The organism is Alkalihalobacillus sp. CinArs1, assembly GCF_947387515.1.
In the GTDB taxonomy this organism is placed as follows: domain Bacteria; phylum Bacillota; class Bacilli; order Bacillales; family Guptibacillaceae; genus Guptibacillus.
This window is the reverse complement of sequence record NZ_CANDOB010000001.1, coordinates 1,284,877-1,301,170: the sequence shown is the minus strand read 5'-3', so window position 1 is coordinate 1,301,170 and position 16,294 is coordinate 1,284,877. Positions and strand designations below refer to the sequence as shown.

Sequence of the window (16,294 nt, the reverse complement as noted above, 5' to 3'; positions counted from 1 at the left end):
AGGGAGCTATGGTTGTAAAATGGCTTGTTTCCCTTTTCCTTGTCTTTGTCGTCGTATTCATACTCATTCTTCCAAAAGAGTATGATATTCAGGCATCGATCGATCAGAAACATAGAGAGGGAGGAGGGGCTGTAGAGCTACCTCCTAGAACTATTTATCTAGAAGACACGATCGTTCTAAGGTCAGGTGTGCATTTAAAAGGGGCGGAGAATGGCCAAACCATTCTTAAAATCAAAGCGAAGATTCATGGTGAGCCTAACCGTGCTAAGTTACTAGAAGCAGAAGAAGGTGCAGTTGATGTCAAAGTTAGTAACATCACATTCGATGGTGACAAACAAAATAGAGAATCGTTGATCGATGATCCTAGTGCACACACGATCAGTTTTCCGTTCGTAAAGAACTTCGAAATCTATAATACTACTATCATCAATTCAGCAGGTGCCTCGATCGTTCTCTATAATGCTGAAGATGGCCTTGTTGAGAACAATACGATTATAGATAGTGGCTCTAATGGGATACTTGGGCTTCAGGCAATGAAAAACATCGTTGTGAAGGGAAACACGGTTAAACAGGTAGATTATCAGAACGGAATTTATTTTAGTTATCAGGAAGGTAAGTCGAGTGAAAACATTATAATTGAAGGAAATACGGTCGAGAATGCTGGAGACTTTGGTATCGAAGTTGGCCATAACGTTAAAGAGGGTGACACCCCTCACCGTCAAATCGTCATAGCACGGAACACTGTTCTACACTCTCAAAACGCAGGCATTGCCTTTCGCACGGTCAGCCAGGGGCGGATCGAACATAACACGATCGAAGGATACGGCAAGACCGGTGGGTATGGTGGAGATGGAATCTTTGTTGAAGGTGGATTTAATAAGGCGTATGACGTCTCTGTTACAGACAATTTCGTGAAACAAACTTATGAGAGTGGAAATGCTAACGGTATTTACATTACTGGAATTGATGGGGCTTTAATCGAAAGGAATACCGTATTGAACAGTAACGGAAAAGGCATATTTGTTCAGGCTTCTAACTTAGGGGAAGCGACGGCAGATTTTAAAGATGGTTTACGAGAATACGAGCGAATTACGATTAGAAAAAACGAGATTTTCGAAAGTAAGAACGAAGGGATCCACCTACAAGGAGCGGGTTCAGAGAATAATGAAATTGTTGATAATCATGTGAAAAGGAACCGGTCAACAGGTATTTTTGTCGCAAACATCTATCGAAGCAGTGGACTCGAAATAGAAGACAATACCGTAACAGATAACGAAGCGAACGGGATCGAAGTTTACAATCAGGATGATTTGCGGCTAGATGAAAATACTGTGGAAAGCGGCGGAAAAGCTGCAATCAAAGTAGTGAGCACACGCTATGGACAAATTACGAACAATACGCTTCGAATCGCTGATGTTGATGGGGCGTATGAACCGATCATCATTGAGAGTTCTGAAGATATCGAAACACAAAATAATATAGAATCATACTGATTTGTTCTTTTTATAGAATTAAAACATTCGTTATATTGTACAATAGCGTAACTAATGTTACAATCGTTCTATATAGAGAACATTCGAAAGGACGGTGAAAATGCGATGAAAGTGCTGCATGTTGTCAGGCAGTATCGACCTTCGATTGGCGGGATGGAAAGCTTTGTTGAGAGTCTCGCTTTGCATTTGAAGCAGAAGGGCATCGATTCTGACGTTCTTACACTGGACCGAGAGTTTGCTACTGGAAACAAACTTCCAACTTCATCGATTGAAAATGGAATCAATGTAACGCGCATCCCATATGTAGGTTCAAAGAAGTACCCTGTTGCGCTTTCTTCTATCTCCTATCTATCGAACTATGACCTCATTCATGTCCATGCCGTCGACTTTTTTATCGATTACTTCACATGGTTCAAAGCGATTCATAAGAAACCGATCGTCCTTTCCACACACGGCGGATTTTTTCATACTCAAGATCTTGTACAGTTCAAGAAAGTCTATTTCCAAACGATGACGCGGATGAGTCTTATGCAGGCAGATCGAATCCTCGCTTGCAGCATCAATGATTACGAACTCTTTCAACCACTTGGGAAGAGAAAGACGGAAATCATCGAAAACGGCATCGACTTTGATGCGTACCATCGTGTTTCACACGTAAAAAAGCAACGAAATCGATTCTTGTTTGTAGGAAGGTTTTCTCAAAACAAGAGAATCGATAAACTTGTGACTTTAATTCACTTATTAAAAGATGAAAACCCGGATATCAGACTTTGCATCGTAGGAAAAGATTTCGATAACTTGAAAGATGGCTTGCTCAAAAAAATCGCAGAGTACGAGTTAGAAGACTATGTGTCGATCAGAGAATCTTTGCCCAATGAAGAACTTTTAGAAGAGATGGGGAAAGCTGAATATTTTATCTCGGCTTCCGCTTACGAAGGATTTGGAATGTCTGCATTAGAGGCGATGTCTTCAGGAGCGATTCCGATCTTAAGTGATATTCCATCGTTCAAGAAGATGGTCGATCATGGAAAGAACGGCTACGTGCTCGATTTTACTGATGTTCGATCAGCTGCTCTTCACGTAAATGATGTGATTAAGAAGTCTAACAAAAATCAATTAAAACAAGCAGCGATCGAAACAGCGAGAAACTATTCCTGGGCATCAGTTGTAAATCGATTCGAAAAGGTTTATAGGGATACGATTGAGCAAAGTGTAGTGCATCAATAGGATAGGCGGTGCTGAAATGAAAAAGGTGTTGATCACTGGAGCAAAGGGTCAGCTTGGAAGTGAGCTCGTTCCCATTTTATCAAGCCGAGGTTATCTCGTTTACCCATTTGGAAGTCGTGAGTTAGACATCACGAATCAAAGCCTTGTGAATGAATCGGTTAAAGATGTAAATCCAAGCGTTATCATCCACTGTGCAGCTTACACGAATGTGGATCAGGCTGAGTCAACTATTCAGCGTGCATTTGAAGTTAACGCAGTCGGAAGTCGAAATGTTGCGGTTGCAGCGAGGAACGTGAACAGTAAGCTCGTTTATCTCAGCACCAACTACGTTTTCGACGGAATGAAGAGAACAGCTTATACAGAATACGACACTCCGAATCCAATCAATGTTTATGGAAGTTCGAAGTTGGCTGGGGAGCAATATGTGAAAGAATTTTCTCCAAATCACTTCATCCTTCGAACATCCTGGCTATATGGCGGAGATCATAAAAACTTCGTAACGATGATGCAGGATCTTGCTAAGAAGAAAGACTCGTTATCAATTGTGACCGATCAAATCGGAAACCCTACCTACACGTACGATCTTGCGAACAAGATGATTGAAATCTTTGAAACTGAGAAATATGGAACCTATCATGTGTCGAATAGCGGTCAATGCAGCTGGTTTGAATTCGCGAAGGAAATTTTTCATGTCTCCAACATCGCGATCGAATTGTCACCAGTGACCACAGAAGAGTACGCTGCTCCTGCACCTCGACCTAAAAACTCAACGATGGAACCGTTCAATTTAACGCTGAATAACTTTCTCGTTATGAGGAGGTGGGAAGAGGCGCTAAGGGAGTATGTGAAGGAAATCGAAAAGAGGGCCTTATGGAAAGTAAATTAGGAGGATGTCGCCGATGGATCACACGCTTCAGAAACTACCTGTTCCACTCATCTTAGGAATCCTTTTTCTTGCTGGTCTATCTGGTCTTATGTCCACCGTTAATCTGTTGGCCATGGTCGTCTTAAGCATCCCAGTAATGATTGTTCTCTTCTATCCTATTTCTATAGAAAGGCTTATTACAACGATTGCGCTCGTCATCTTCATCGATGTTTCGTTCATCGTCGTGTCAGGATCTTACATTCGTATCTATCAACTGTTGCTTACTGTCGTATGCGTAAAATTAGTGATCGAATATTTACTGCAAAAACGGCAGCTATGGAAAGTGCCATTATTTTTCCTCATCAACCTTTGGGTGTTGAGTTACTTTCTGAGCTATCAACATGTTCTGAGCATGAAGGATTTCTGGGTCTCCGTTATCGGACAGCTATTCTTAAACTTGTTTTTCTTTATATCCGTTCAATGCATTCGTGAAAAAGAGCTGCCTTTCTTCATGAAGATCGTAAAGTTCACGATCCTATCAGGATTCATCGTTGTGGTTGTTGGAATCTTGCAGTGGATCGGTTTCTTTCTGGGAATTCACATCGGCATCAGTCACTATGATGCGATTGGGATTCCGAGACCATCTTCTTTTGCATACGAACCAGACTGGTTCGGCTTATTCGCAGCCTATACGTCTATATGGTTCCTTGCCTTGTTTATCCGAAAAGATACAACGCTGTTTAGTGAGAAGTTTGTGCAGTATGGGATGGCACTCTCTTTTCTAGGCATCTTCATCAGCATGGCACGAGCGAGTATTGTGGCCTTCATATTCGCTGGTCTTTACTTACTTGTTGTAACAAAGAACATTCGAATACTGAAGATGGCAATTTCCGCTGCAACATTAGTCATGCTCTTACTCGTCGTTCTATTTGCTGTCGATCAGAACATTTTTAAAGAAATTACGAATCGCTTTAATCCCGCAACCTCTGTCAAAACTGATCGCGGTGCTGCAGATAGCCGTTTAGGTTCGATCGAACTCATGTGGGATTACATCCAAAAACATCCGATCGTAGGAAATGGAAGCGGTGGAATGGCTTTACTATCAGAATTAGAAGAGAACAAAATCAAATATGCGGGCGGGGGAGATCTCAACACTGGAAAAGGAAATGCGAATATATTTTTATCGGTATTATTTGATACAGGTGTTGTAGGGTTAGCGATTTTTTTACTCATCATCAGCCGTATCATCTGGATGCTAAAACAAACCTACAACAAAAATGATTTTGTCTCATTAGGTCTCATTGGGTGCAGCATCCTGGTATTAGTGAACTTCAACTTTAATAATGGTTTCCGGATGGGGTTCGTGTGGTTCCATCTTGCCCTCGTCGTTTCATACTTCCTTCTTAAGAAGCAAAAGAGAGAAGAAGATAGAGAGATCGATATGACCGACCGTTCTTTATAACGGTCTGCAGAGAGGTTAAGGAGGGAGAACAATATAAAAATTAGATCGGCTCGATTGGGAGGGTACTTGGTAATGAGAAAAAAAATAGGGGTTGTCGGAACAGGGTTTATTGGAACAGGTCTTATCAACTTACTACAGCAACATAAAGAACTAGCTGTTGGGAAAGTGCTGACAAGGAGAAATATATCTACTATCAAGAATATACCAAGGCACCTTCTAACAAATTCAGTCGATCGATTCCTCGATAGCCTCGATCTGATCGTGGAGTGTTCAGGAGATGTGCTTCATGGATCTTACGTGATCAATGAGGCGATGAAAGGTTCATTACCGGTTGTAACGATGAACTCAGAATTGCAGATTACGACTGGAACCTACTTCGCCCAAAAAGGATTTATTACTGAGGCAGAAGGAGATCAACCTGGGTCGATCGCAGCACTTAGAGAAAATGTGATGGAGATGGGTTTCACTCCTCTCGTATATGGAAATATCAAAGGCTATTTGAATGAAAACCCAACTCCTGATGAGATGGCCTATTGGTCAAAGAAAAATGGTATCAGTTTGGGAATGGTGACATCATTTACTGACGGTACAAAGGTGAATATTGAACAAGTTCTCGTTGCGAATGGATTAAATGGAGCACTCGCGAAACATCGGTCTCCAGGTATCGCTGCAAAAAGTGTTGAAGAGGGAGGGAATACACTAGCAGCTGATGCAAAGAAGGTAGGGCTTCCAATCAGTGATTACATATTGTGTTCTTCTGGCCCTCCGGGGGTTTTTATAACAGCTGAACATAATCGTAATCAAGCAGCCGCGCTGAACTATTTAAAGATGGGGCAAGGACCGTACTACACGATCCTTCAGAACCATCATCTTTGCCATCTTGAAATCATCAAGACGATTAAACGAGTCTTGAGAGGCGGGGGGATCCTATTAAATAACTCAACGAAGCCCACCTATAGTGTAGGTGCTACTGCAAAAAGAACGCTGTCGCCCGGAGATAGAATTGAGAAAGGAATCGGCAGCTTCGATGTTAGGGGAACGGTGACGGAGATTTCAAAAAATCCAGATCATATTCCGATCGGGTTGTTATCACAAGCCACTTTGAAACGAACTGTGAAAGCTGGGGAAGAGCTTCAGTTTGACGATGTGACTATTCCACAAAGCATCGCGTTAGAAGCCTGGCGTAAAACTGTGCTCGTTAACGGAAGTCTGATTCGTTCACTTTAACCAAACGTTTTGCCAATCTAAACGAATGGGAGATGTTTAGATGAAGATTTGTTTAGTAGGATCTAGCGGCGGCCATTTAATGCAGTTGTATCAGTTAGAAAAGTGGTGGGGTAAGCATGATCGATTCTGGGTGACATTTGAAAAACAAGATAGCTGTTCCTTACTGAAAGATGAAAAGCGCTATTGGTGTTATTATCCTACGAATCGTAATATCAAAAATTTGATGAGAAACACCTTTTTGAGCTGGAGGGTTCTTATTAAAGAACGACCAGATATTATTATTTCGACTGGTGCTGCACCTGCCATTCCATTCTTTTATATTGGAAAACTGCTGGGAAGTAAGCTGATCTATATCGAAGTGTACGACCGAATCGAACTTTCGACCCTAACTGGAAAAATCGTCTATCCTATTACAGATAAATTCATCCTTCAATGGGAGGAACAGAAGAAAATGTATCCTAAAGGTGAATTTTTAGGAGGATTATTATGATCTTTGTAACCGTAGGAACGCATGAGCAGCCTTTTGATCGATTAGTGAGTGAAATCGACGATTTGATCGAGAAAGGGATGATCAATGAAGAAGTTTTCGTTCAGATAGGGTATACCACCTATAAACCGAAGCACTTCGAGTATGAACCTTTGATAAGCTACGATCAAATGATAGAGAAAGCACAGCAGGCATCGATTATCATTACTCATGGAGGGCCAGGCAGCATTATGCTTCCTCTTTCAATGGGGAAAACACCTATCGTTGTCCCAAGGCAAGCACAGTTTGCTGAACATGTAGATGATCATCAGGTATATTTCGCAAAACGGTTGGAGCAGGAGAATCGAATCGTGACAGTTTTAGATATTTCGACGTTGAAAGATGCTATTCAATCTCTCGAGGGAAGAGACTCAGAGTTCGTTCGTGTGAGTGAAAACTCTAATCTTGATTATTTCATTGGAAGGTTAGATGAAATAGCGGTAGGACTTATTGAGGATTAAAAAAACAGTGATGGGACTCCCTATCACTGTTTTACATTAGTTAGAGCGTATAGCAAACTGAACGATATTTTTAACGATACTTAAAACTTCATCGATGGTTTCACTATCTAGATTTTCAAGTCCTACCACTGCATCGAAAAGTTTCTCTTCAAATTCAGCAGAGTCCTTTGGCTGGTAGGTAATGTCGGATTCTGTGTAGTTTGGTGAATTGATCACTAGCTTCGATTTCGTGCCGCCTATTAGTCTAACGCCATCGTTTGTGACTCTTCCGTTTGTTTGTCTAACAACAATATAATAGAGTTGCGTAGGTGTATCTTGGTCATCCTTAAACGTATTTTCAATAAGTGCGCCATTACCTACGGCAGTTAAGCGGACTCCTGCTTGTCTATTCTCAACACCATCAACAGCCTGCCCATTGTTCACGAGCTTATTTTCATTGAGCGAAAAGTCTTGCTGTCTAAAAATCCCGATGCCTTCGAAGGAGCTCGAAGTAATGGTATTTCTCTCAATCATAATCCCCCTGTTCTCATCATCGAGGTTTGCTATTAAAATCCCTTCTTCACCGCTGTTTGTGACGATGTTCCCAATTATTCTATTTTCTTGAGAAGCTTCTCCTTGAAACTGTATACCGACACCTTTAGGGTTTGAAATCTCGTTTTCTAGAACAGTAATGTTATTGTACCTTCTCCTGCCGTTTGGAAAATCGTTTGTCGTCACTCCCATCACAGAGGCTTGAGCAAAGACCCCTTTTCCATTGCTATCGACCATTTGGTTTCCTACCACGTTGACTTGATCTACTCCTGTAATGTAGATTGCATTTGCATTTCCAGTGGTATTGGTTTGTTTGACGGTGTTATTCATAACGTTGACTTTTTCCGCCCGATTTCTAAAGCCTTCAACGAAGATTCCATCTCCTCCGTATCCTCCGTTCTTCCCGTAGCCTTCGATCACATTATCTTCGATCAGTCCAAAGCTAACCGTTCTAAACGCGATTCCACTGTTTTGTGAGTTCACTACGGTGTTATTTCGAACGACGATTTCTGAGTGAGCAGGATCGCCTTCCGCTACAGTATGTCCAACTTCAATTCCAAAATCAGCAGCATTCTTTATCGTGTTGCCTTCGATTGTAATAGTAGAAGATGACTTACCGAGTTGGTAACTGAAAAAGATGCCGTTTTGAAAGTCAGTATTTTCAATAGTGTTATTGAGAACTGAGATGCTCCTACAATCTTGTAGGGCTAATATGCCATTTGATCCACTGTTCTTAATCGAACAATCTTTGATTGTCCCGTTAGTAGAATTGTAAAGAACGATCGAAGCACTAGCCGAGTTAATGATTTCGACTTGGTCTAGTTCGAAATGATTGCACCATGCAACTTCAACCGTATGTGCATAGGGATCATCGATAAGGTCTTCTCTACTATACTTAACGCCATCGAACGTTACGTTACTAATCTTGATGTTATCACTGCGGTCCGCAATTAAGAGCTTGTGACTAGCAGATATGCCATTCGCGTCTTTTGGATTTATCTTAAGAATTGATTTCCCCTGGCCGGCGCCTTGTAAGTGAACACCAGCTTTCAAGATAAGTGGCTCAGTAAGAATATACGTGCATTCTTCTATAAAAACAGTGCCTCCACCTGAAGCGCTTGTACGATTAATTTGTTCTTGCAACAAACGTTGTGAACAAGCTTCCATATGTTGCTTCCTCCTTATATCTTTTAAAATAGATTGCTATTTACTAGTTTATGTAAGATAGAACCTTTTTGGACTAGTTAGTAAACTTATTTTTGGATAAAATTGGTATAAAATGATTTGTTTGGTCTGAATATATAATTTGAATTTTTAGATAAAACAGAGTTGAACTTGTGCATTCTGTGCGTTATAATGAACGTGTGAAGTTGAAATGAGTGAAAGGGAGGTGGATTCATGAAGAAACCTTACGAAGCTCCTAAAGTACTTGCACATCAACCGATTTCGTTTGAAACAACGCAATCAGGTAAAAGAAAGAAGAAGGACGATTAACTTCTATCTAAGAGGAGGTGCGCTATGATCCTGTCTTTGCTTGAAAAGTTGTTCACTAATGAAGAGCTTGTAGAAGGGGAGGAAAGTGACTACATAGGTTTGGTACGTGATGTAGAAGTGTTCGCTATAAAGTCACAGATACATCATTATCTTAAGGATCGTACACAGACTGAAAGAGTAACTCAACTCCTCTCAGAGCAAGTGAAAGAATCTTCTCAGAGGGCAGCTTATCAGAATTTAATGCTTAGACATGAGCTATTCCACCTCCTTGACGTGTTTGATTCTGAGGCCATTTCCGTAATTCCGTTAAAGGGTGTTGTTTTCTCTGAAGAGTATTTTGGAGATTTTGCAGCAAGGGGGACGGCAGACATTGATCTGTTCATCCGTCCCTCCGAACTGCAAACGGCGATCGCGCTCGTAAAAGAACAAGGATTTACAAACGAGGAAGAAGAAGATCCCACGAACAATCATTGCACGTTCGTAAAAGTAAACGCTGGTTTATCAGTATCAGTAGAATTGCATTGGAACTTAGATAAAGAGTATTCTTCCAACGTTGATCCCGATATCTTCTGGGTTAATTCTGAGCCATACTCTGATTTCAAGTATGTCAGGGTGTTATCGAAGCAGGATACGTTGTACTATACGTGTTTACATGCTGCGAGGCACAATATGGACTCAGTTAAATACTTCATAGACTTGCTTCAAATCATTACCACATTTCCTTCTCAAATTGATTTCACAGAGATTAAAAAACGGGCAAAACGAGATAAAACTTGGAGGAAAGTTAAGGCTGTTCTCACTATTCTTTACCGGGAGTGTCGATTTCTTCATGAAATCAAACCGTATCGGTACGCTACTTTTGTGTTCTGGAGCTTAGCTCTTGCTCGTCGAACTCACACAGGGAAGAAAAATCTAGCTTACTATCTTTATCGATTTTATTTTGATTACTTACTCGTAGATACTCCAGCTTTTTTGATCACAGGCGCGAAATGGTTTCACTATATTAATCCACCAAGGATGTATCTTATGTACTTTCTGGGGGAAGATCGAGAATCGATATCGAAATGGACACTCTTAAAAGAGTATTATCGAGTGATGTTTCATCAACCGTTCAATTTTAAAAGTGTGAAGAGCAGGGGGGAGAGTTCATGAAAATGGTCATGATTGAAATCGGAGAACACTTGTTAGCGATTGAGACTGGTTCAGATAAAGCGATGGGATTTGTGAACGAAAATTTTAAGATTATACTAAATCCCGAGGGTGTTAGAGAATCACTAAAGGTGTCTATAGAATATGGCTACGGTTATCCTTTTACGAGTTTTGATGTAGCTATTCAAAAGGGTAACGGATCTGTTTTCTATAATCGCGGCGACTATCTCATCGAGGTAGACGAAAATTACGCTAAAGCGACCATAAAAGCGTATAACGACTTTGCGCTTAAACACGCATTGATGAACTTGTATAGTGCTTTCATCGTTCATAATAAGTGGGGCCTTCTCATTCATTCCTCTTGTATAAAAGAGCATGAGAAAGCGTTTATCTTCACTGGACACTCTGGTGCAGGTAAATCTACTGTAGCCGAATTATCGAGCCCGCGAACGATCTTATCTGATGAAGCCACAGTGGTGAAGGTTACGAGTGGTGATGTTCAGGCGTTTGACTCCCCCTTTAGAAGTGATACGGTGGCTTCTTTCTCTGAAAAACCGCTGAAGCTTGCTGGAATCCAACTTCTTGAACAATCATCAACGATCGAGAGGGTTAAGTTAGAAAAAGCCGAGAGTGTTATGAAAATGCTCGATAAGATTTTTTATTGGGCGTATGATCCAGCAGAAACTCAAAAGTTATTTTCCCTTCTACAACAGCTTGTTCGAGTGGTACCTGTCTATAATCTTAAGTTTCAGAAGAATGATGCTTTCTGGGAGGAGATATCGTAATGACTACTTATATTCGTAAAACGAATCTAGACGCTGTGGAAATGGACGGAAACTGGGTGATTCTCCACCCGAGTGATTACACTGTTACGAAATTAAACGGAATCGGTGGTGAATGCTGGTCCCTTTTGAAAGAAAAGCAATCCGTAAGTTCTTTAAGGGAAGAAATTCAGCGTCACTATGATGTGCCTGACGATGTAGCGGAAAAGGATATTGAGGATTTCTTGAATCATATGTTGGATGCTGGCTTAGTCACAACATGAATGAGCATGCTACCATCCTACGTACTTTGATGAACGAACACGGTCAACTAGAGGTTCCTTCAAAAGGAATGAGTATGTATCCATTCATAAAAGAAGGTGACTGCTGCGTATTTGAAACGATGGATCTCTCTCTCATCAAACGTGGTGACGTCGTTTTGTTTCAGTCGAGAGATGGCAATCTAACCGGACATCGATTTATTAAATCTCATAAAAGCAGTACGAAACAATGGTTCATCTTCAAGGGAGACACGAATCTTTACCCTGATGCGCCTGTTCGAGAGAGTGAAATAATCGGCGTGTTAACGAGTATTAGTAGAAATAATAGAACGATTAGGATGAACAGTCCTCTTATCAAAGCATATAGTCTCTCGTTCAGCTATTTACGATTTTTCTCAGTTCTTGCACACATCTACGTGAACAAAATCCTAAAGAAAAGGGATCTTGCCGATGAACATTCTCGCTCGTATTAAAAGAAGCATTGATGCAGGTGATATCCGTAGTTCATTAGCTTTTCTTTTTCCCTATATTAGAACGTACTGGAGAAGCTATTGCTTTCTCCTTTTTATTTTAGTTACTGATGTTTTCATCATTATTTTATTTGCCTGGCTGATGCAGCATATAACGGACCAAGCCGTTCAAGGCAATTTTGACAACTTGCTCAAGCTTTTTTCAATCGGTCTCGGCTCGTTATTAGTTAGTATTTTTCTTGATTATTTTAATACGTATTTTAGAACGTCAACGGTGAGTCATGTGAAGAAAGATTTACGAATCGATATGTACCATCGTTTCCTATCGATGCCTTACGCATCTTTTTCAAAGAATCATTCGGGTAAGCTGTTATCGAATGTAACGAATGATATCGATAAGATCAATGGAGCGGTGGGGGGCGTTTTGCTTAATCTTATCAGACTACCGATCATGATTCTTTCCGTGTTTGCCTATTTGATTTATCTCAACTGGCAGTTATCGATGATCTTCCTCCTTCTTGCCCCATTTACACTCGTTTGCGGACTTATTTTTGGTAAATTAATGAGAGATCGAAACCGAACGATTCATGGTAAAGTGGAAGACCTTCATATTACGCTAAATGATAGCTTTGCAGGAAATCTTGTTTTACGAGTCTTTAATTTAGAACAGTTTTTCTCACGAAAATACCAAAAGAACTCTGATGAACTTTTTGACAACGAATTAAAAGAAGCTTCAATGCGAAGCTGGTTTAATTCTTCAGCTAACCTAGCTGGAACGATGTCCTTCTTCATAACGCTCGGACTCGGAGCTTTTCTCGTTTCAGATGGTGAGATCACGGTAGGTGTCCTTCTCGCATTTGTTAGTCTCATGCAGCATCTTGTTTATCCTCTTACTGATTTAGCTGGTGAATGGGGAGGGTTTCAGCGCTCAATCGCCGCTGTGGAGCGAATTAAGGAGGCGATGGATGTTCCGCCTGAGATGGACATTGGGGAAGTTGTTGATGAGGATAGGGCATTGTATCAGTGTATTGAGTTTAAGAATGTGGATTTTCAGTACCAGGGCTGTGAGAAGCTGTTCAAGGATTTCTCGTTAACGATTCTGGCAGGCAAAGTCACGGCCCTCGTTGGGCCAAGCGGTGGTGGGAAAAGTACGCTTCTCCATCTTCTTCAAAGAGTCTATCGGGCTGAGAAGGGTGACATTCTATTCGACGGAAAGTCAGTCGAATCGATGTCCGTTTCACAACAAAGAAGTTATTTTTCCTATGTCCCTCAAGAAACATTTCTCTTCAGTGGAACGATTGAGGAGAACATCGCTCTAGGAAAGCCTGGAGCAAGTTCTAGAGAAATAATCGAAGCAGCTCAGAAAGCCAATGCTCACTCGTTTATTGTAGAGCTCTCTAAAGGTTACGACACGCAGGTAGGCGAGCGAGGAGCACGGTTGTCAGGAGGGCAAAAGCAGCGTATTGCCATTGCACGAGCGATATTGAGAGATGCACCAATCTTACTGTTAGATGAAGCGACTTCAGCGTTGGACAACGAATCTGAACGCCTCGTGCAAGAAGCGCTCGATCGGCTCATGGTAGGACGAACAACAATTATGATCGCTCATAGACTTTCAACGATTCAACATGCGGATCATATCGTGGTGATTGATAACGGTGAGATCGTTGAATTTGGCACGCACGACGACCTCATTCGTTCGGATAATGTGTATGCTAACCTTTATCAGAAGAAGGCAGTTAGGCTAGCTCGTTAGACGGTGCCTGTCACCACCCGGTTTAGCTCGACTGGTGTCGAACAAAAAGAGGCGGTTCCCGAGAATGGGAAACGCCTCTTAAATGATTTCATGATTTCTTGGAATGCTATTAACTAGCTTGTTGAATCTTATTTCCGTGAACGTCTTCGTCAACATGCATCAGCTTTTGAAGCTTCTTAGACATGAGCAATAGAATTACTCCTAGTCCAAGTGCTGCCACTCCGAGGTATACGAAGATTTCTAAATATCCTGCTGAAGTGGTTAGTGATGCGATATGACCTGCTAGGTAGTTTGCGACTGAGTTACTCAAGAACCAAGCACCCATCAAGAGTGATGCGATCTTCACTGGTGACATTTTACTTACTAGTGAAAGACCGATCGGTGATAGTGCTAACTCCCCTAGTGTGTGCAAGAGGTATGTGAAGACCATGAACAGCATGCTGGCTTTCACCGTGATGCTTCCGTCATCACTTCCTGTCATAAGAACTGCTGGGACCATAACCATGAAGCCTAGTCCAAGGAGAATGAGACCGAACGCCATTTTCGTTGGAATGGAGAAGTCTCCACGCTTCGTTTTAGATAGCTTGATCCATAGACCAGAGATTACAGGAGCAAGTAATAGAACAAACAGTGGATTCAGTGACTGGAACCAGGATACAGGAACTTCGTAACCAAATACGGTTCTGTCAATGAAATCACGTGTGTAAAGAGTAAAGGATGCTCCGGCCTGTTCGAACCCAGCCCAGAAGATAACAACGAATACTGCAAGGATAAGAATAACTGCTGTACGTTGTTTTTCAACTTTCGTAAGTGGTTTCGCTTTGCCTTTCACTGTAGGCGAAACTCTTTGAGAAGAAGGTTTTGTACCAACATCTCCAAGATACTTTTTCGCAAGCAAGTTAAATGTAAGCTGTCCGATAATCATACCGATTGATGACGCAAGGAAAGCATATTTAAAACCGAACGTTTCAATTCCACCATCTGTTGAGTGGAAAAGGTCAGCGTATAGGAATCCTGCAACGAGCGGGGAAATGAGTGCCCCAAGGTTAATTCCCATATAGAAAATTGTAAAAGCTGAATCTTTACGTGGATCGTTTTTGGTATAAAGTTCACCAACAAGAGTTGAAATGTTGGGTTTGAAAAAGCCGTTCCCTAGAATCAATAATAGTAGTCCTAAATAAAGACCCCATTGCTCTTGTATCGCAAATAAGGTAAAATCACCCACGGCCATTGTTATACCACCGATGGTGATTGCTGTACGTAAACCCATGAATTTATCGGTCAAGTACCCTCCGATGAGTGGAGTAAAGTATACGAGACCTGCATATATACCGTAGAGCTGAAGTGCTTTTCCATTATCCATACCAAGACCGCCGCTGATCAATTCAGCCGTTAAATATAGAATTAGAATGGATCTCATACCGTAGTAACTATAACGCTCCCACATTTCTGTGATGAATAGCAAGTATAAACCGGGAGGGTGTTTTCCCTTACCTTTAGGCGGTTTCACCTTGCTGTCTACTGTGGTGTCCATGTTGTAACCTCCAAGTTGTTTAAAATAACACTCACCCATTTTAGCAAATTATTTGTCAATTTAAAGATTTAGCAAAAATGTTCCTCTATTTTAAATGTTTGTAAATTTGTAAAAAAAATTATTAAGAATGTGCATGATTTTACAGAGATAGCGTTATTATACATAGACTTCTGCTACTTCCACCTGATTGAGCTGTTTCAAACTACTTTTGTAAAATGAGCACTAGGCACTAAGCGTTTAGTCATACATAATTCACTAAAAAACACATAAAAATTTAATATATCGCAGGAAATTCACTTATTTTTAAAGAATTTTGATTGATAAAGAAAAGAGTTGGAGATGACTCCTATGAGCATGATTGTACTAGCAAAACTGGCTATTTCAGCACTATTAGGATTGATGATTGGAATCGAAAGAGAATTAAAACATAAGCCTCTAGGGCTCAAAACGTGTATGGTAATCGCCGTTAGCAGCTGTTTGTTGACGATTGTATCGATCGAATCATCTGTAAAGTTCGCCGAGTTCTCGACGAACATTCGAACAGATCCGATGCGACTCGCTGCCCAAGTCGTGTCAGGAATAGGTTTTATAGGTGCAGGTGTTATTCTGAGAAGAAACAACGATGCGATTTCAGGCCTTACAACAGCCGCAATTATCTGGGGAGCGTCTGGCCTCGGAATTTCTGCAGGAGCTGGATTTTACTATGAAGCATTTGTTGGTGCAGCCATCATCCTGTTTAGTGTCAATGTTTTACCCATCATCATTAAGAAAATTGGTCCGAAGCAGCTAAGGCAGCGTGAAATGCGTGCGAAAATTACGTTTCATGAAGATCAAGATGTGACTGTATTTATGAAAGCTATTTTAAAACATGACTTCGATATCAAACACGTACGCGTTCGTGATACAAAGGATCACAATCGCCAGATCGAACTTAAGCTTTTAACGTTCGAAAAAAATCACACAACAGATATTTATCAGCTGTTGCGAAATGTGGATGGTGCGACGTCTGTTGAGGTTGAAGGATAAAAACCCCTTTCAATCAAACGTTTGTTTAACA

General features: G+C 41.1%; 15 protein-coding genes. 13 read left to right on the top strand and 2 right to left on the bottom strand.

All coding sequences use genetic code 11. The features are described 5' to 3' along the window. Positions 1-8 precede the first annotated feature (8 nt). From PFZ69_RS06700 to pssE, 7 genes are all read left to right on the top strand, one after another. Complete coding sequence (locus tag PFZ69_RS06700) at positions 9-1,493, top strand: right-handed parallel beta-helix repeat-containing protein (protein WP_270180234.1); 1,485 nt, start codon at positions 9-11, stop codon at positions 1,491-1,493. A gap of 105 nt (positions 1,494-1,598) precedes the next feature. Continuing rightward, entirely contained in the window at positions 1,599-2,720 is a 1,122-nt protein-coding gene (locus PFZ69_RS06695; RefSeq protein WP_270180233.1) for a glycosyltransferase family 4 protein, read from the top strand. Between the two features lie 16 nt (positions 2,721-2,736). Then, positions 2,737-3,606: a dTDP-4-dehydrorhamnose reductase gene (rfbD, locus tag PFZ69_RS06690; RefSeq protein WP_270180232.1), complete on the top strand. Its 870-nt coding sequence runs from the start codon at positions 2,737-2,739 to the stop codon at positions 3,604-3,606. Between the two features lie 13 nt (positions 3,607-3,619). Then, a complete protein-coding gene (locus PFZ69_RS06685) occupies positions 3,620-5,047 on the top strand; it encodes an O-antigen ligase family protein (protein ID WP_270180231.1) in 1,428 nt (475 codons plus the stop codon). Between the two features lie 72 nt (positions 5,048-5,119). Further along, positions 5,120-6,274 carry an NAD(P)-dependent oxidoreductase gene (locus PFZ69_RS06680; protein WP_270180230.1) on the top strand — a complete coding sequence of 385 codons (1,155 nt, stop codon included), beginning with the start codon at positions 5,120-5,122 and terminating at the stop codon, positions 6,272-6,274. A 40-nt stretch (positions 6,275-6,314) separates the two neighbouring features. After that, positions 6,315-6,764, top strand: coding sequence for a PssD/Cps14F family polysaccharide biosynthesis glycosyltransferase (pssD, locus tag PFZ69_RS06675; RefSeq protein WP_270180229.1), 450 nt, complete (start codon positions 6,315-6,317; stop codon positions 6,762-6,764). Continuing rightward, the gene (gene pssE / locus PFZ69_RS06670; protein WP_270180228.1) at positions 6,761-7,261 is read left to right on the top strand and encodes a PssE/Cps14G family polysaccharide biosynthesis glycosyltransferase; all 501 of its coding nucleotides are present in this window, start codon (positions 6,761-6,763) and stop codon (positions 7,259-7,261) included. Before pssD ends, pssE begins: the two co-directional genes overlap by 4 nt. A gap of 36 nt (positions 7,262-7,297) precedes the next feature. Here pssE and PFZ69_RS06665 read toward each other — a convergent pair whose 3' ends face one another. Then, the gene (locus tag PFZ69_RS06665; RefSeq protein ID WP_270180227.1) at positions 7,298-8,959 is read right to left on the bottom strand and encodes a right-handed parallel beta-helix repeat-containing protein; all 1,662 of its coding nucleotides are present in this window, start codon (positions 8,957-8,959) and stop codon (positions 7,298-7,300) included. A 351-nt stretch (positions 8,960-9,310) separates the two neighbouring features. On the opposite strand from PFZ69_RS06665, the gene PFZ69_RS06660 reads away from it, so the two are divergent. From PFZ69_RS06660 to PFZ69_RS06640, 5 genes are read left to right on the top strand one after another with little or no spacing between them, the layout of a single operon-like run. Then, a complete protein-coding gene (locus tag PFZ69_RS06660) occupies positions 9,311-10,438 on the top strand; it encodes a nucleotidyltransferase family protein (RefSeq protein ID WP_270180226.1) in 1,128 nt (375 codons plus the stop codon). Further along, positions 10,435-11,220 (top strand): hypothetical protein, encoded by a 786-nt coding sequence (locus PFZ69_RS06655; RefSeq protein WP_270180225.1) that lies wholly within the window; start codon positions 10,435-10,437, stop codon positions 11,218-11,220. Before PFZ69_RS06660 ends, PFZ69_RS06655 begins: the two co-directional genes overlap by 4 nt. Beyond that, entirely contained in the window at positions 11,220-11,480 is a 261-nt protein-coding gene (locus PFZ69_RS06650; protein WP_270180224.1) for a PqqD family protein, read from the top strand. The genes PFZ69_RS06655 and PFZ69_RS06650 overlap by 1 nt, the downstream gene beginning before the upstream one ends. Next, entirely contained in the window at positions 11,477-11,950 is a 474-nt protein-coding gene (locus PFZ69_RS06645; RefSeq protein ID WP_270180223.1) for a signal peptidase I, read from the top strand. The genes PFZ69_RS06650 and PFZ69_RS06645 overlap by 4 nt, the downstream gene beginning before the upstream one ends. Further along, a complete protein-coding gene (locus tag PFZ69_RS06640; RefSeq protein WP_270180222.1) occupies positions 11,928-13,703 on the top strand; it encodes an ABC transporter ATP-binding protein in 1,776 nt (591 codons plus the stop codon). The genes PFZ69_RS06645 and PFZ69_RS06640 overlap by 23 nt, the downstream gene beginning before the upstream one ends. Before the next feature lie 109 nt (positions 13,704-13,812). On the opposite strand, the gene PFZ69_RS06635 is transcribed toward PFZ69_RS06640, so the two are convergent. Further along, a complete protein-coding gene (locus tag PFZ69_RS06635) occupies positions 13,813-15,237 on the bottom strand; it encodes a peptide MFS transporter (protein WP_270180221.1) in 1,425 nt (474 codons plus the stop codon). 348 nt (positions 15,238-15,585) lie between these two features. Between PFZ69_RS06635 and PFZ69_RS06630 the strand changes: the two genes are divergently transcribed. Beyond that, on the top strand, positions 15,586-16,263 hold the full coding sequence (locus PFZ69_RS06630) for an MgtC/SapB family protein (RefSeq protein WP_270180220.1): 678 nt from the start codon (positions 15,586-15,588) through the stop codon (positions 16,261-16,263). Positions 16,264-16,294: the final 31 nt, after the last annotated feature.